The 16,087-nt window shown below is 72.8% G+C and carries 16 protein-coding genes; 5 read left to right on the forward strand and 11 right to left on the reverse strand.

From position 1 onward, the window contains the following. The first annotated feature begins 191 nt into the window (after positions 1 to 191). From SPOPO_RS34590 to SPOPO_RS0125135, 3 genes are all read left to right on the forward strand, one after another. Positions 192 to 3,137 (forward strand): hypothetical protein, encoded by a 2,946-nt coding sequence (locus tag SPOPO_RS34590; protein WP_169577129.1) that lies wholly within the window; start codon positions 192 to 194, stop codon positions 3,135 to 3,137. 133 nt (positions 3,138 to 3,270) lie between these two features. Continuing rightward, positions 3,271 to 4,617, forward strand: a complete 1,347-nt coding sequence (locus tag SPOPO_RS0125130) for a hemolysin family protein (RefSeq protein WP_019877961.1) — start codon at positions 3,271 to 3,273, stop codon at positions 4,615 to 4,617. Continuing rightward, positions 4,614 to 5,654: a hemolysin family protein gene (locus SPOPO_RS0125135; protein WP_019877962.1), complete on the forward strand. Its 1,041-nt coding sequence runs from the start codon at positions 4,614 to 4,616 to the stop codon at positions 5,652 to 5,654. Before SPOPO_RS0125130 ends, SPOPO_RS0125135 begins: the two co-directional genes overlap by 4 nt. A gap of 23 nt (positions 5,655 to 5,677) precedes the next feature. Here the strand turns inward: SPOPO_RS0125135 and SPOPO_RS0125140 are convergent, their stop codons facing one another. Beyond that, on the reverse strand, positions 5,678 to 6,343 hold the full coding sequence (locus SPOPO_RS0125140) for a histidine phosphatase family protein (RefSeq protein ID WP_019877963.1): 666 nt from the start codon (positions 6,341 to 6,343) through the stop codon (positions 5,678 to 5,680). 32 nt (positions 6,344 to 6,375) lie between these two features. Continuing rightward, on the reverse strand, positions 6,376 to 6,774 hold the full coding sequence (gene rsfS, locus SPOPO_RS0125145) for a ribosome silencing factor (RefSeq protein ID WP_019877964.1): 399 nt from the start codon (positions 6,772 to 6,774) through the stop codon (positions 6,376 to 6,378). A gap of 135 nt (positions 6,775 to 6,909) precedes the next feature. Between rsfS and SPOPO_RS35375 the strand changes: the two genes are divergently transcribed. Continuing rightward, complete coding sequence (locus SPOPO_RS35375) at positions 6,910 to 7,779, forward strand: hypothetical protein (RefSeq protein WP_019877965.1); 870 nt, start codon at positions 6,910 to 6,912, stop codon at positions 7,777 to 7,779. Between the two features lie 9 nt (positions 7,780 to 7,788). Here the strand turns inward: SPOPO_RS35375 and SPOPO_RS0125155 are convergent, their stop codons facing one another. The 3 genes from SPOPO_RS0125155 to SPOPO_RS34600 all read right to left on the reverse strand — a co-directional run bounded on the left by SPOPO_RS0125155 (position 7,789) and on the right by SPOPO_RS34600 (position 9,833). Beyond that, on the reverse strand, positions 7,789 to 9,039 hold the full coding sequence (locus tag SPOPO_RS0125155; RefSeq protein ID WP_019877966.1) for an LCP family protein: 1,251 nt from the start codon (positions 9,037 to 9,039) through the stop codon (positions 7,789 to 7,791). A 7-nt stretch (positions 9,040 to 9,046) separates the two neighbouring features. Beyond that, positions 9,047 to 9,613 (reverse strand): nicotinate-nucleotide adenylyltransferase, encoded by a 567-nt coding sequence (gene nadD / locus SPOPO_RS0125160; protein WP_019877967.1) that lies wholly within the window; start codon positions 9,611 to 9,613, stop codon positions 9,047 to 9,049. A 67-nt stretch (positions 9,614 to 9,680) separates the two neighbouring features. Beyond that, positions 9,681 to 9,833, reverse strand: coding sequence for a hypothetical protein (locus SPOPO_RS34600; RefSeq protein ID WP_019877968.1), 153 nt, complete (start codon positions 9,831 to 9,833; stop codon positions 9,681 to 9,683). Between the two features lie 91 nt (positions 9,834 to 9,924). On the opposite strand from SPOPO_RS34600, the gene SPOPO_RS0125170 reads away from it, so the two are divergent. Further along, a complete protein-coding gene (locus SPOPO_RS0125170; RefSeq protein ID WP_033387364.1) occupies positions 9,925 to 10,902 on the forward strand; it encodes an NAD-dependent epimerase/dehydratase family protein in 978 nt (325 codons plus the stop codon). 79 nt (positions 10,903 to 10,981) lie between these two features. On the opposite strand, the gene SPOPO_RS0125175 is transcribed toward SPOPO_RS0125170, so the two are convergent. The 6 genes from SPOPO_RS0125175 to rplU all read right to left on the reverse strand — a co-directional run bounded on the left by SPOPO_RS0125175 (position 10,982) and on the right by rplU (position 15,967). Then, the gene (locus SPOPO_RS0125175; RefSeq protein ID WP_019877970.1) at positions 10,982 to 12,241 is read right to left on the reverse strand and encodes a glutamate-5-semialdehyde dehydrogenase; all 1,260 of its coding nucleotides are present in this window, start codon (positions 12,239 to 12,241) and stop codon (positions 10,982 to 10,984) included. 114 nt (positions 12,242 to 12,355) lie between these two features. Continuing rightward, complete coding sequence (locus SPOPO_RS0125180; protein WP_211210961.1) at positions 12,356 to 12,748, reverse strand: hypothetical protein; 393 nt, start codon at positions 12,746 to 12,748, stop codon at positions 12,356 to 12,358. 23 nt (positions 12,749 to 12,771) lie between these two features. Beyond that, positions 12,772 to 13,917 (reverse strand): glutamate 5-kinase, encoded by a 1,146-nt coding sequence (proB, locus tag SPOPO_RS0125185; protein ID WP_019877973.1) that lies wholly within the window; start codon positions 13,915 to 13,917, stop codon positions 12,772 to 12,774. Then, positions 13,914 to 15,311: a GTPase ObgE gene (obgE, locus tag SPOPO_RS0125190; protein ID WP_019877975.1), complete on the reverse strand. Its 1,398-nt coding sequence runs from the start codon at positions 15,309 to 15,311 to the stop codon at positions 13,914 to 13,916. Before obgE ends, proB begins: the two co-directional genes overlap by 4 nt. Positions 15,312 to 15,386: 75 nt before the next feature. Beyond that, positions 15,387 to 15,641 carry a 50S ribosomal protein L27 gene (rpmA, locus tag SPOPO_RS0125195; protein WP_019877977.1) on the reverse strand — a complete coding sequence of 85 codons (255 nt, stop codon included), beginning with the start codon at positions 15,639 to 15,641 and terminating at the stop codon, positions 15,387 to 15,389. Positions 15,642 to 15,652: 11 nt separating this feature from the next. Then, on the reverse strand, positions 15,653 to 15,967 hold the full coding sequence (rplU, locus tag SPOPO_RS0125200) for a 50S ribosomal protein L21 (protein WP_019877978.1): 315 nt from the start codon (positions 15,965 to 15,967) through the stop codon (positions 15,653 to 15,655). Positions 15,968 to 16,087: the final 120 nt, after the last annotated feature.

The following is a 16,087-nucleotide window of genomic DNA, read 5'->3' on the forward strand; positions in this document are numbered from 1 at the left end:
TACCGGCGGGGCGATGGGCCGAAAGGGCCATCCCGATTCGGACTGAACCGACGATCAACCGCAACGCGCTCAGAGCCGACGATGAGGACGGAGCGCCCCATCGGGTTGCTCGAACGCTGCCGAAGGGGACCGACGTGCTCCGCCGCCAAGCCGCGTGGGTCACGGGAGCGCTCCTCGCCGCCGCCACGATCGTGACGCCACTCGCCCTGACGGTGCCGTCGGCCACCGCCACCAGCACACCCACCACCGGGCTCGACGTCCTGTTCGAGGGAGGCAGCGGGAACGGCGGACCCGCGGACGAGGCGTTCGTGGGCGCTGACCAAATGTTCCGGGAGCCGTCCGGAAATCTCTTGATCTGGGACGACCAGTCGTGGCGGCGAGTGGATGCGGCAACCGGGAAGATCGACGCCGCGAGCGACGTTCCCCTCTTGCCTGCGGACGTCCTCGGGGTGCGCAGCATCGCCGGGGCCTGGCCCACCGAGACCGGCGCAATCTACGCGCTCACGACGTGGGACACGGTCTGGGCGTTGCAGGTCGCGCCTGACGGCATCTCCGAAGTGTTCAAGGGTGATCGAACGTCACTGTTCAGCATCGTGCTGACGGCCCGCCGCGACGGCGCGATCGTGGTCAGCCGACAGACGGAGCCGAACAACAGTGCGGGCGTTACCGAGCTCATCGGCCCGGGCGGCGACGTGAGCCGACTCGCCGAGCACACGAGCAGGCTTGCCTCCGCCGGAGCCGACGGCACGATCGTGCTGTCGGCCGAGACACGCATCGAGCGGATACGACCCGTCGGCGAACTGGAGGTCGTTGCCGGGCCCGGTTCCTGGCCCGACCCAGTCGGTCCCCTCGACGGCATGACGCCGGAGACCCTGCGGGTGCAACCAACGGCCATCGCCGTCAGCCCGGACGGCGAGCGCATCGTGTACGCGGAAGGCGGTGTGGTCCGCACCTTCCGTGTCGGAGGCACGCTGCGGACCATCGCAGGCGCTGATGCGACCGAGGGTAAGACGCCCGACGTCGGAGCCTGCCCGGATTTCGACGTGGCCGCCGTCGTCGCCGAGGCCGAGGCCTCGTTGGTGTCGTGCGGCAATGTCCGCGCTTTCGCCTACGACGGCTCCCAGGCCCCACGCTCCGGCACGGTCGTTGCGGGCCTCAACCCTGGTCATCGCCGCATCGATTCCCCGAGCGGAACGCCGCTGTCTCGCGCCTACCTCAGCTCCGTGTCCGCCGTTGCGGCATACGCCGACGGTTCACCTGTAGTGGCGACGCAGTTCGGTGTCTACACGTTCCGGGGCGAGGGTGACTCGGCGACGTTGCAAGCGCTCCTGAGCCCGGAACAACTCGCCGCCACGTACGGCTCCGCGGCCCCTTCGATCACCGTTGGGCCGGACGGCACGCTGTACTACGGCAGCCGCATCCCCAGCGCCACCCCTTTCGCCGAAGATCCGCTGCACGCGGTGTACTCACTGACTCCGGACGGCACGCTGAGCGCGCTCGTGGGCGGTGGAACCGTTCTGCCGGGACCGGGAGTACCAGGCACGGAGGCCGCGCTGCGCACGCCGCGTCTGGCTCTGAGCCCCGACGGCGCAACGCTGTACATCTCCCACGAGGCCACGGTGCTCAGCATTCCGGCGACGGGAGGCTCGCTCCAGGTCGCGGCCGGGCGACCGGGCGCCTCTGGTGAGGTCGCTGCGCTCGCCGACGACCAGACGGCGATCGGTGCCGCCCTCCGAACCGTCAGATGGCTCGGCGTCGATCCAGCGACGGGTCGGCTGGTCATCGCCCACTACGGCGGCATCCATCAGATTGACGACAACGGCGTGCTCCGCGTCCGCAGCGGTATGCGGGGCGACTCGTTCGCTGTGACTCCTGACGGGTCCACCTTTTCCGTAACCGGCGGAACCACGGTATGGCACGACCGGCCGGACGGGGCCCAGGTCGTCGTCATGGGCCCCTGGCTCGGAAACACGGTGCTCCACCGACCGAGCGGCGCGGTGATCTCGTCCGGCCGGGACGGCCAGGTCTTGCTCACCGACAACACGTCGGGGACGGCGTCGCTCTTGAGTCTGCGGCCCGGTGGAGCGTCCTATGACGGACCGGCACCGGTGCTCGAAGTCAGCGCCGGTCTTGTCAACGGTTTGCACCGCGTCACCGCGATCGTTCATGCGCCGTCCCGCGGTCCGTGGAACATCAATGTGCGCGCCTGGATGTCCCCGTCCGGACTCTCGGCGAACTCCGGCTCCCAGCTCGGATCCTGGACAGCGGCAGCGGACACCTCACGCGGCGTGTACTTCACTCGCTTCGGGCCGGTCGAGGGGGCCAGCGCGGGCTCACTCGGAGGTCCACTGCTGCAGCCGGGACAGACGCTGCACATCGGGATGTTCGCCTGGGCCGAAAACGGCTCCGTCGCGCCGCCCAGCGTGATCGTTCCGGTGACGATCCCCGACCGGCCGACCCCCACGCCCACCTCCACGCCCACACCGACCCCCACGCCCACACCGACGCCCACGCCGACCCCCACGCCCACGCCCACGCCGGTGTCCACACCGGTGCCGGCGGCGGTCACCGGCGCGGCCACGCCGGGCGTGACGACCGGACGCCCCGCCACCGTCACAGGTCGGCTGACTCAGGTGTCCGGCGGCACCGGCATCGCAGGCGAACCAGTTCGACTGGAGAGCCGCCGCGCCGGAACCACCGCGTGGACACCGACGGCCGCCGTCACTTCCGCGGCGGACGGATCTCTGTTCTGGCGCCACGTTCCGCTCCGCAACACCGAGTACCGCTGGGTTCACCCGGCCACCAATCGCGCCGCCGGCGCCACCAGCGCGATCGCCCGGACCTTCGTGATTCCGACGGTGAGCATCTCTGCCCCGGCCAAAGTCAGGATCGGGAAGAGCATCGCGATCAAGGGTGCGATGAATCCGGCGGATCCGGGTCTGCCGATCGTGCTGGAGCAGAAGGTCGGCAAGGCGTGGAAGCCGGTGAAGGCGTCGAAGACGAACGCCCAGGGCAGATACTCCTTCTCGGTCCGTCCGGTGAAGGCGGGCAAGGTCGTGTACCGCATCCGGAAAGCAGCTAGCGCGGACCTCGGCCCCGCGACGTCGGCCTCCGCGACCGTGAAGGTCTCCAAGTAGGGCTGCGACTCGCCGAAGGGCGGAACTCGCGGCCCCACGCCGTCGTTCCTTCAAATGTGTCCATCCCGGCCCATAGACCGGGCGGGGCGGTATCCGGCCGCCTCGCCCCGCGCGCACTCCACGGGCGCACCTCGTGACCGAGGCCGCCTTCCTCCTGATCGCCCTCGCCCTCGTGGCCGCGTGCGGCCTGTTCGTGGCGGCGGAGTTCTCGTTCGTCACCGTCGACCGGGCCGCGGTCGACCGCGCCGCCGCGGACGGCGACCGTGCCGCGCGCGGGACCCAGCGCGCCCTGCAGACGCTGTCGACGCAGCTCTCCGGGGCGCAGGTCGGGATCACCGTGACGAACCTCGCGATCGGGTTCCTCGCAGAGCCCGCGATCGCGCGGCTCGTCGACGGACCACTCCGCGACGCCGGTGTCGCCGAGGGCTGGGTGCATCCCGTCGCTCTGACGATCAGCTTGTCGCTGGCGACCGCGGTCACGATGATCTTCGGCGAGCTCGTGCCGAAGAACCTCGCGATCGCGCGGCCGCTGGCGGTGGCCGGCGCCACGCAGGGCTTCCAACGCGGCTTCACGAGGCTGAACCGCGGGCCGATCCGCGTGCTCAACGGCGCGGCCAACGCGATCCTGCGCCGCTTCGGCATCGAGCCGCAGGAGGAACTGCGGTCCGCCCGCTCCGCCGAGGAGCTCGCGTCGCTGGTGCACCGCTCCGCCCTGGAGGGCGTGCTCGGTTCCCCGACCGCGACCCTGCTCGAGCGTTCCCTCGCCTTCGGTGACCGCACCGCCGGCGACATCCGCACGCCGCGCGTCCGAGTGCGGTCGGTGCACGCCGACGACCCGGCGTCCGCGGTCATCGCGCTCGCGCGCGAGACCGGGCTGTCCCGGTTCCCCGTCCTCGGCGACAGCGCCGACGACGTCCGCGGCCTCGTGCACGTGAAGCAGGCGGTGGCCGTCCCGGCCGAGCGCCGCGGGGAGGTGTCGGTCGCCGCGATCGCCTCCCCGCCGGTGCTCGTTCCGGACACTCTCGACCTCGATTCGCTCAGCGCCCGCCTGCGCGAGCACGGGCTGCAGATGGCGGTCGTCGTCGACGAGTACGGCGGGGTCTCCGGCGTCGTGACGCTGGAGGACCTCGTCGAGGAGCTCGTCGGCGAGATCGCGGACGAGCACGACCCCGGCGACCAGCCGGTCCGTCCGCTGCGCGCCGGAGTGTGGTCGTTGTCGGGCCTGCTGCGCGTCGACGAGGTGCGTGACCGTACCGGCGTCGCGCTGCCGGACTCCGACGTCTACGAGACGGTCGCGGGCCTGGTGCTGCACGAACTCGGCCGCCTGCCGGAGGTCGGCGACACCGTCGCCGTCGAGGTCCGGACCGAGAGCACGCCTGCGGACGCCCGGGAGGCGGCGACCGCACCGGCCCGGCTCGCGGTGCTGTCGATGGACCGGCGCCGGGTGGACCGCGTCGAACTGACGGTGGACGCCTCGTGAGCGACTCCACCGCACTCGGCGTCGCCGTCCTGCTGCTCGCGTTCAACGCGTTCTTCGTCGGCGCGGAGTTCGCGCTGATCTCCGCCCGCCGCACCCAGATCGAACCGCGCGCGGCCGCCGGCTCCCGTGCGGCCGAGATCACCCTCGGCGCGATGGGCAACGTCTCGCAGATGATGGCGGGCGCCCAGCTCGGCATCACGATCTGCTCGCTCGGCCTCGGCGCCATCGGCGAGCCCGCGGTGGCGCACCTGCTCGAACCGTGGCTGGAGCGTGCGGGCCTGCCCGAGGATGCACTGCACCCGATCGCGTTCGCGGTCGCGCTCACCCTCGTCGTCGCCCTGCACGTCGTGCTCGGCGAGATGGTGCCGAAGAACATCGCGATCGCCGGCCCCGAACGCGCTGCGCTCGTCCTCGGGCCGGCGCTGGTGGCCGTCGTCGCGGTGCTCAAGCCGTTCGTGGTCTCGCTGAACGCGATCGCCAACGGTGTGCTGCGCCTGCTGCGCATTCCGCCCGCCGACGAGGTGCGGTCCACCTACACGCGGGACGAGGTCGCCGAGCTCGTCGAGGAGTCGCACCGCGAGGGCCTGCTCGACGCCGAGGAGTACGAGCTGCTCCACGGCGCGCTGGAGTTCGAGGACCGCTCGGTCGAACGCCTCGTCATCCCGGAGTACGCGTTCAGCACGGTCTCGCGGGCCGCCACGTGCGGCGACGTCGAGGCCCGCTGCGCCGCCACCGGGTTCTCCCGGTTCGGCGTCCGTGACGACGAGTCGCTCGTGGGTTACGTCCACGTCAAGGACGTCCTCCGCGACGCCGGTCCGGACGAGCCCATGCCGCCCGACGCGATCCGTCCGCTCGTCCGCGTGTCCGCCGACGCGCCGCTCTCCGAGGCGCTCCGGGTTCTGCAGGCCGCCGGGAGCCACCTCGCGGCCGCGACCGACGCGACCGGACGCATCCGCGGCGTCCTCATGCTCGAGGACGTTCTCGAGGAACTCGTCGGCGAGGTCCGCGACTCCAGTCGGCGGGTGCCGGGGGCCTGACGCCGGGTCTGACTGACGAACCGTCAGCGGTCGTCGGACAGGACCGGCTGCGGGAGGGTACCGGCGTTGTGCTCGGTGAGGACCCAGCGCGGGCCGGCGTCGCCGCCGGGACGCTCGGACAGCACGGACCAGCAGCAGTTCGCGAGCCCGCCGAGGACCTTCCACTGCTCGGGCGGGAGGCCGATCATCTGCGCGATCAGGACCCGGCCCGCGCCGCCGTGGGTCACCGCGACCAGCGTCGCCCGGGGCGGGAGCGGGGCGAGGGCGTCGAGGACGGCGGCGACGGCGCGGTCCGCGACCTCCGTCATGTGCTCGCCGCCGCCACGGCGTTCGAGCCCGCCCGCGAGCCAGGCCGCGGCCTCGCCCGGGAAGAGCTCCTCGACCTCGGCGCGGGTGCGGCCCTGCCAGGTCCCGAGGAAAGTCTCACGCAGCCGCTCGTCGAGGGCGACCGGAAGCTCCGTCACTTTCGCCAGCGCCTCCGCGGTCGCCCGCGCGCGGCTCAGGTCGGAGGACACGATCGTGGTCGGCGCCAACGCCGCGAGGATCTGCGCCGCCCGCGCGGCCTGCTCGATCCCGGTCGCGTCGAGTTCGACGTCGGACTGGCCCTGGAAGCGGCCGTCGAAGTTCCACGTCGTCTGGCCGTGCCGCCAGACGACGACGCGCCGGCGCGCGCTCCCGTCGTGGTTCACGTTCGGCTCAGTTCCACGTCAGGCGGACCACGTCAGGCGGAGTCGCCCGCCGCGCGCAGCCGGCTCATCCGCACGGCCTCGGGCAGCTCGATGCTCGGGCAGTCCTTCCAGAGCCGCTCGAGCGCGTAGTACATCCGGTCCTCGGTGTGCTGGACGTGCACGACGATCTCGGCGTAGTCGAGCAGGACCCACCGGCCCTCCCGCTCCCCCTCGCGGCGGACGGGGCGCTCCCCGAGCTGCTTGAGCCGGTGCTCGATCTCGTCGACGATCGACTTGACCTGCCGGTCGTTCGAGCCGGAACAGAGCACGAAGATGTCCGTGATGAACAGCTGATCGCTGACGTCGAAGGCGAGGATGTCGGCGGCGAGCTTGTCGGAGGCGGCCTCGGCCGCGGCGATCGCCAGTTCGACTGCGCGGGGTGATGCGGTCAACGTCCTCGAGTTCCGATCGGGGCGCCAGTGCGCCCGGGCCCACTCAGCATGCCACGTCCCGGGGACCGCCGACCTTGCCTCCCGGGTCGGGCAGTGCCAGATTCGCTCCACGACGAGCCCCAGGGAGGTGCCCCGATGGCCACTCCGACCGCTCCCACCCCACCCGCGTCCCCCGACCCCGACCTGCCGCCGGGCGTCGAGTTCGAGGACCCGGTCGCCGCCCCGACCTCCGCGTCCGAGGTGGTCGGCACCCCCGACGACGTGCCGGACGCCACACCACCTGCGGCGCCACCGGCGGCCCCGGCCCCCGTCGCTGCGGCACCGGCGGCCCCCGTCGCTGCGGCCCCGGCCCCCGTCGCGCCCCGGTCCGCGCCGGCGGTGCACGCGGTGGGGCCGCTGTCCGGGATCTTCTTCGTCGCGCTGTTCCTGATCTCCTTCACGGTGATGAACACCCCCGAGGGGGACGCCTCGAACCGGGAGTGGACCTCCTACTGGGAGGACAGCGGCAACCGGGGCCAGGGGATGACGGCCTCGATCGCGATGCTGCTCGCCGGGGTGGCGTTCCTGTGGCTGGTGGCGGCGCTGCGGCGCCGGCTCTCCGGCGCGGTCGGCACCGACGCGTTCTACGCGGCCGGCGTCGCGGCCGGGTGCCTGATGATGGTCGCCGGGCTCGGAGCCGGGCTGATCCCGTTCGGGTACGAGCTCGGCGACACCCCGATCCCCGACGACGCCGACCTGCTCCGGACGATCGACGGGCTCTACTTCGGGACGATCTTCCTGCCGCTGCCCTACGCGCTCGCCGGCTTCCTGATCCCGCTGTTCTTCGCGCTCCGCGGCGCGCACCTGGTGCCGGAGTGGCTGCGGATCGCGGCCCTCGTCGTCGGGGTCGTCGCGCTGACCGGACCGTTCCTGTTCGTCGTCCCGCACGTGCTGTTCCTGCTGTGGACGCTCGCGGCCAGCGTGACCCTGCTGCTGCGCGAACGGGACGTCGCAGTGATGCCGTAGGAGGGCGGGTCAGCCCTTCGCGCGCGGGCCGAGCACGACGAGAACGTCGGCGGTGAAGGGCACGTCGTCGGAGAGCTTCACCGCCGAGGTCGGCAGACCGAGCGTCATCGCGATCGTCTCCCCGAGCGCCTGCGCGTCCGGCAGCGAGGGCCGGACGAGGACGACGCTCGCCGCCCCGGCGGGCGCGGCACCGCCGTCGAGGTACTCGTAGCCGGCGTTGAGGACGTCGGCGCGGACGTCCGGCTCCCGGATGCCGGCGTTCGGGGCGAGCTGGACCTGGATGCGCGGCGTCGCGTCCCCGCGGCCCTCGCCCGGTTCGCCGCCGAGCAGGTCGCGGACGACCGGCAGCGCCGCGGCCACGTTCAACCCGTGGCCCGAGTCGTCCAGCGGCAGGACGCCGACGCCGAGCTTGCCCGCGGCGCCGTCCCGGGACAGGCCGGTGACGACCGCGCCGAGCAGGTCGACCGGCAGCCCCGGCGCGGCGAGGATGCCGAAGTCGAGGAGCAGGTCGCGGCCGGCGCCGAACGCGCCCGGGAAGGCGCCGGTGAACGCGGTCAGGACGTCCTTCGCAGCGTCGGCGTTGCGAACCCGCGCGAGGGCCTGAGCCCCCGTCAGCGTCTGGCCGCCGACACGGATTCCGCCGAGGCGGTCCACCAGCAGGGTGAACTCGGTCTGGTCGAGGACCCAGCTCCCGACGAGCGGGACGCCGAGCAGTTCCGCGAGGGCCTCGCGGGTCAGCGTCGGACCCGCCTCGGCGAGCGCACTACGGACCGTCAGGCGGCCCTCCCCCTCGACGGGCAGGACGAGGTCGGCGGGCACGGTCACGAGCGCGCCCTTGCCCCCGCCGCGCCGGTCGTGGAGCAGGATCGCCGACGTGGCAGCCTCCGAGTTCGTGGCCTGCACCTGGAACAGCACCGCGACGCGGTCGGCGCCCATGACGTGGTGGCCGGTGTCGACCGACTTCCCCGACGTGCTCCACGGCTTCCAGAACACGACCCCGGCGATCAGCGCGACCAGGCCGAGCGTCGCCCCGAGCAGGACCCGGCGCTCCCGCCGCTGCTCCCGCCGGTCGACCTTGCGGCCCGCCCGCGAGTTCATGAAGCTCAGCCAGCTCGAGACCTCCTCGTCGGCCTCGGAGTCGGTCTCGACGAACGCGAACTGCTCGGTGCTGTAGGCCTTCTCCCGCGCCTGCTCGCCCGTCTGCTCGCCCGTCTGCTCGCCGGTCTGCTCCGGCGGCGTCTCCTCCCGGTCGTCGCTCACGATCGACTCACGACCGGTAGAGGCGGCGCTTGGCGATGTACTGCATGACGCCGTCGGGGACGAGGTACTGGATGGACCGGTTTGTGGCGACGCGGGCGCGGCAGTCCGTCGAGGAGATCGCGAGTGCGGGGATCTCGACCAGGCTCACCCGCGCGCCGGGCAGGCCCGGGTCGGCGAGTGTGTGCCCCGGCCGCGTGCAGCCGACGAAGTGAGCGAGCTCGAACAGCGTCGCGGGGTCGCGCCAGGTGAGGATCTCCGAGAGCGCGTCCGCGCCGGTGATGAAGTACAGCTCGGTGCCCGGGCCGTAGGCGTTGCGCAGGTGGCGCAGCGTGTCGATCGTGTACGTCCGGCCCGGCCGGTCGATGTCGACGCGGCTGACCGAGAAACGCGGGTTCGAGGCGGTCGCGATCACGGTCATCAGATAGCGGTCCTCGGCGGGCGCGACCTCGCGCCCCTCCTTCTGCCACGGCTGCCCGGTGGGCACGAAGACGACCTCGTCGAGGCCGAAGGAGTCCGCCACCGCCGCGGCGGCCACGAGGTGCCCGTGGTGGATCGGGTCGAAGGTGCCGCCCATCACCCCGAGGCGAGGTCCCGGCGCGCTCACGGCAGCGTCCGCACCAGGGGTCACCGCCGGGCGGGTGTCACTTGTGGCGGTTGAAGGACAGCGTGCCGAGCAGCATCAGGATGAGCACGACGAACACCGAGACCCCGACCAGGTAGGGCTCGTGCTGGGTGCGCTCGGCGTGCTCGGCCTCGGCGGCAACCACGATGTTGGTCACGGTCTGCACGATCACGGCGTCGGCTCTCCTGGATTGTGCGGCTCACTACTGCGGTCAGGCGTCAGGACGCAGCATTTCACGTCCCGTTCTTGGCAGAGTGGGCGGCATGCGACTCCTGGTGCTCGGCGGGACGCGGTTCGTCGGGCGCGCGCTCGTGGACGACGCGCTGACGCGGGGCTGGGACGTCACCGCGGTGCACCGGGGGCTGACCGGTGCCCTGCCCGCCGGGGTCCGTGTCCGGATTGCGGACCGGACCGATGCGGCTGCCCTCGCGGAAGCCCTGGGCGGACAGACCTGGGACGCCGTCGTCGACACCTGGGCGGGGGCGCCGGCCGTGGCCCGGCTGTCCGCGCGCCTGCTCCGGGGCCGCGTGGGGCGGCTCGGGTACGTCTCGTCGCTGTCGGTGTACGTGTGGGGCACGCACGCAAACGAGTCCTCGCCGGTGGTCGAGGGCGACCCGACCGCCGCCGACGGCGACTACGCCGCGATCAAGCGCGGGGCCGAGCTCGCCCTGCTGGAGTCCTTCCCGGACGCCGTCCTGGCCCGTGCGGGGCTGATCCTGGGCCCGCACGAGGACATCGGCCGCCTGCCCTGGTGGCTGGACCGGATCGCCCGCGGCGGCCCCGTGGTGGCCCCGGGACGGCCCGACCGACCCCTGCAGTACGTCGACGCCCGTGATCTGGCCCGTTGGCTGCTGGACGGCGTCGCGGGCGATCTCGCGGGCCCCGTGGACGTCGTCAGCCGCTCCGGGCACGCGACGACCGCCGACCTGCTGCAGGCCTGCGTGGACGTGACCGGTTCCGCCGCCCGGCTGGTCTGGGTCGACGAAGACCGCCTCGCCGCCGCCGGCGCGCAACCGTGGACCCATCTGCCCTGCTGGGTCCCGGAGACCGGCGAGTTCGCCGGGTTCCTGGAGTCCGACACCTTCCTGGCCGCCGCGACCGGCCTGGTCTGCCGCCCGGTCCGGGACACCGTCGCCGACACCTGGGCCTGGCTCCGGTCCGACGGCCGGCCGTCCCAGCGCCCCGACCGTCCCGTCCACGGCCTCCCGGCCGAGATCGAGGCCCAGCTCCTCGCGGGATGACGTCCCGCAGACCTCCCGTGTCGGCCCACACAAGGGCCGACACCCCACCGCTGCGGGACGTCATCCCGCAGGGGTCCGGTCAGCCGCGGATGTGGCCGTCGCCGGTGACGACGTACTTGGTGCTGGTCAGCTCGGGGAGGCCCATGGGGCCGCGGGCGTGGAGCTTCTGGGTGGAGATGCCGATCTCGGCGCCGAAGCCGAACTCCCCGCCGTCGGTGAACCGGGTCGAGGCGTTGACGACGACGGCGGCGGCGTCGACGGCCGCGACGAAGCGGCGGGCGGCGCCCTGGCTGCGGGTCACGATCGCCTCGGTGTGGCCGGAGCCGTGTTCGCGGATGTGGGTGATCGCGTCCTCGAGCGAGGGCACGACGGCGGCCGCGATGTCGAGGCTGAGGTATTCGGTGTCCCAGTCCTCGGCGGTCGCGGGAACCACCTCCGCGCGGGCGAGGCGCGCGACATCGGCGTCGCCGTGGACCGTGACGCCGACCTTGCCCAGCGCCGCCACGGCGCGGGGCACGAAGGCCTCGGCGACGTCGGCGTGGACGAGCACCGTCTCGGCGGCGTTGCAGACGCTCGGGCGGTGCGCCTTGGCGTTGACGAGGATCTTCTCGGCGACGTCGAGGTCGGCGTCCGCGTCGACGTAGACGTGGCAGTTGCCGACGCCGGTCTCGATCACCGGCACCGTCGACTCCTCGACGACCGACTTGATCAGCGCCGCCCCGCCGCGCGGGATCAGCACGTCGACCAGGCCGCGCGCCCGCATCAGGTGCTTGACGGCGTCGTGGGTGTCGCCGGGGACGAGCTGAACGGCGTCGGCGGGCAGGCCCACGGACACGATCCCGTCGCGCAGCGCGGCCACGATCGCGGTGTTGGACGCCTTCGCGGAGGACGAGCCCCGCAGCAGCACCGCGTTGCCGGACTTCAGCGCCAGGCCGGCTCCGTCGGCGGTCACGTTCGGGCGGGCCTCGTAGATGATCCCGACGACCCCGAACGGGACGCGGACCTGCCGCAGCTCCAGACCGTTCGGCAGTGTCGAGCCACGGACGACCTCGCCGACCGGGTCGGGCAGCCCGGCGACGTCACGCAGACCCTGGGCCATCCCCTGGACGCGCCCGTCGTCGAGCCGCAGCCGGTCGATGATCGCCGGCGGGGTGCCCCCGGCCTCGGCGCGCGCGCAGTCGGCGGCGTTGGCCTCCAGGATCTGCGGCGCCGCGGCGAGCAGAGCGTCGGCCATCGCGTGCAGCGCGGCGTCCTTGGTGGCCCGGGAGGCCACCGCGAGGTCGGTCGCGGCCACGCGGGCCCGGCGGGCGGTGTCGAGGACAGCGGTCTCGTCGCTCATGGCTGCGAGTCTAGTTCGCGTCCACCCGCGCCTCGCACCGCGATTTCCGCAGGTCAGCCGCCCTGTCAAAAAAGGGTGTCACCCTTTCTTGACGGGGCGGGGGGCCGGGGGCGGTCAGAAGGGGCGGACGCCGGGGCTGACCAGGGGCGCGGTGTGGCCGCGGCGGCGGTAGGTCTCCCGGTCGACGACCTCGAGACCGACGATCGACCAGGCCGGGAGGCCCGCGGTGATGCGGTGCTCCCCCCACAGGCGCAGCGCCATGGCCAGGGCGTCGTGGACGTCGGGGGCCTCCTCCCAGTACCGGACCTCGGCCCGGTCGGCGGCGTAGCGCCCCGACATCAGGAACGGGTGGTCGAGCCCGAGCCGCTCCAGCCCGGCGCGGACCTCGTCCGGGCAGACCGCGGGCCCGGCAACCGTGACGGTGACGTGCCACAGTCGCTCACCGTCACCACCGTTGCCGTCGACGGCGCGCAACCGTCCGCGGAATACACCTGAGGGATCGTCCACGGTGGCCTTTCGATTCCGGTCAGTTACGGAGAGTGGCGTAAGAGCACCAGGTCGTCCCGATGGACGATCTCGCGTTCGTACGCCGGTCCCAGTTCCGCGGCGAGGTCCCGGGTGGAACGCCCGAGCAGTCCCGGAATCTCTGCCGCATCAAAGTTGACCAGCCCGCGGGCCACCGCGTGACCGTTTTCGTCCAGAAGGTCCACGGGATCTCCGGCGACGAACGTCCCGGCGACCCCCGTCACGCCCGCCGGCAGGAGCGACTTCCGGCCTCCGACCACGGCTTTCACCGCTCCGGCGTCCAGCGTGAGCGACCCGCGCGGGGTGGTCGCGTGGGCGAGCCAGAGCAGCCGCGTGGCGGCCCGACGCCCCGTCCTCGTGAAGTGGGTCCCGACCGACTCCCCCGACAGCGCCGCGTCGGCGTACGCAGCGCCGGCGAGGACGACCGGGATGCCGGCCGTGGTCGCGATGCGCGCCGCGTCGACCTTGGTTCCCATCCCCCCGGTTCCGACGCCGGCGGACCCGGCCCGGCCGAGGACGACGCCGTCGAGGTCGTGCGGGCCCCGCACCTCGGAGATCAGCGTCGCGCCCGGCTTGCGGGGGTCGCCGTCGTAGAGCCCGTCGACGTCGGAGAGCAGCACGAGCAGGTCCGCGTGGACCAGGTGCGCCACGAGCGCCGCGAGCCGGTCGTTGTCGCCGAAGCGGATCTCGTGCGTCGCGACCGTGTCGTTCTCGTTGACGATTGGGACGGCCCGCATCTCCAGCAGTCGGTACAGGGTCCGCTGGGCGTTGCGGTGGTGCGCGCGCCGGATCATGTCCTCGGCGGTCAGCAGCACCTGACCGACCGTCAGATCGTAGCGGGCAAAGGATTGTGCGTACCGGGCGACGAGCAGTCCCTGCCCGACGCTGGCCGCGGCCTGCTGGGTGGCGAGGTCCTTCGGACGCGTCCTCAGCGACAGCGGCGCGAGCCCCGCGGCGATGGCGCCGGACGAGACGAGCACGACGTCTACCCCGACCTTGCGCCGCGCGGCGATCACGTCCACGAGGGCGTCGACGCGTTCGTAGTCGATCCCGCCCCGGGCGGTCGTCAACGAGGACGACCCGACCTTGACGACGACCCGGCGGGCGGCGAGGACGTCCCCGCGCCGGCCTCCGGCGCGGGCCGGCGTCACCGCCCCTCCAGGCGCAGGTCCGTCCCCCGACGCCCGTGGAGCAGCTCGGCTCCCGCGGCGATCGTCGGTTCCCAGTCGAAGACGACGGCGTCGTCGCCGAGTCCGTCCGGCGCCGCGGGCGAGATGCGGCCGGCGATGATGACCGTGTCGCCCTCCTGCGCGCCGAGCTTGAACAGCTGCTCCTCGATGCCGAGGCGGGCGAGCCGGTCGGCGAGGTAACCGACGGCCTCGGGGTTGGAGAAGTCCGTCTGCCGCACCCAGCGCCGGGGCTTCTCGCCCCGGACGACGTAGGCCACGCCCTCGTCGGTCTGCTCCTTGGTGACCGTGAAACCGCTCTCCCCGACCGCGGCGGGGCGCAGGACGATCCGCTCCGGCTCGGGGGCGGGCGCGGCGGCCCGGGCGGCGGTGACGAGTTCCGCGAGCGCGAAGCCGAGCGCCCGCAGGCCGTCGTGGCTGACCGCGGAGACCTCCAGCACCCGCAGGCCGCGGGCCTCCAGGTCGGGGCGCACGAGCTCGGCGAGGTCACGGCCCTCGGGGATGTCGACCTTGTTCAGCGCGACGATCCGCGGCCGGTCCTCCAGGCCGCCGTAGGAGGCCAGCTCGGACTCGATGACGTCGAGGTCGGAGATCGGGTCGCGGCCGGGCTCCAGCGTCGCGCAGTCGAGCACGTGGACGAGCACCGAGCACCGCTCGACGTGGCGCAGGAACTCCAGGCCGAGGCCCTTGCCCTGCGACGCCCCGGGGATCAGGCCGGGCACGTCCGCGATCGTGAACCGCACGTCGCCGGCCTGCACGACGCCGAGGTTCGGCACGAGCGTGGTGAACGGGTAGTCGGCGATCTTCGGCCGCGCCGCCGACATCGCGGCGATCAGCGACGACTTGCCCGCGCTCGGGTACCCGACGAGCGCGACGTCGGCGACCGACTTCAGCTCCAGCACGACCGAGAGCGACTCCCCCGGCTCGCCGAGCAGCGCGAAGCCGGGCGCCTTGCGGCGGGTCGAGGCGAGCGCGGCGTTCCCGAGGCCGCCGCGGCCGCCCCGGGCGAGCACGAAGCGGGTGCCGGGGCCGAGCAGGTCGGTGACGAACTGCCCGTCGGTGGTGGTCACGGCGGTGCCGTCGGGGACGCGCAGCTCGATGTCGGCGCCGTCCGCGCCGCTGCGGTTGCTCCCCTGCCCGGCCTTGCCGGAGCCGGCGTTGCGGTGCGGCGAGTGGTGGTAGTCGAGCAGCGTCGTCACGCCCGGGTCGACGACCAGCACGACGTCGCCGCCGCGCCCGCCGTTGCCGCCGTCGGGGCCGCCGAGCGGTTTGAACTTCTCACGATGGATGGAGGCGCAGCCGTCCCCGCCGTCGCCGGCAGCCACGTGCAGCACCACGCGGTCGACGAAGGTGGTCACGAACTCTCTCCAGACACGCGACGAGGGTGGACCGCAGCGCGCGGGCCACCCTCGGAACGAAGAATGCGGTGGCGGTTACTCCGCCGGAACGATGTTGACGACCTTGCGCCCGCGCCGCGTGCCGAACTGCACGGCGCCCGCGGCGAGCGCGAACAGGGTGTCGTCACCGCCACGGCCGACGTTCAGCCCCGGGTGGAAGTGGGTGCCGCGCTGGCGGACGAGAATCTCGCCGGCGTTGACGACCTGACCACCGAACCGCTTCACGCCGAGGCGTTGCGCGTTGGAGTCGCGACCGTTGCGCGTGGACGACGCGCCCTTCTTGTGTGCCATGACGCGTGCCCCTACTTCCCGGTGGTGATGCCGGTGACCTTCACCTGGGTCAGCTTCGAGCGGTGACCCTGGCGGACGCGGTGCCCCGACTTGTTCTTGTAGTGCAGGATCTCGATCTTCGGGCCCTTGGTGTGGGCGACCACCTCGGCGGTGACCTTCACCTTCGCCAGAGCGGCGGCGTCGCTGGTGACGGTCGAACCGTCCACCACCAGCACGGCCGGAAGCTCCAGCGTGGAACCGGGCTCACCGCTGACGCGGTCGAGCTCGACGACGTCGCCGGTGGCGACCTTCTCCTGACGGCCGCCGGCGCGGACGATCGCGTACACCGCGGGCTCACTCTCTGTGGATCGATACACGACAACTGCGAACTGCTGTGGAACTGCTCGTTGGGCGCGCGCGAAACCATGACGCGCGGCGCCGACGGGTCAGGCTACCTGAGCCGGAGA

The sequence above is a fragment of the Sporichthya polymorpha DSM 43042 genome (genome assembly GCF_000384115.1).
GTDB lineage: Bacteria > Actinomycetota > Actinomycetes > Sporichthyales > Sporichthyaceae > Sporichthya > Sporichthya polymorpha.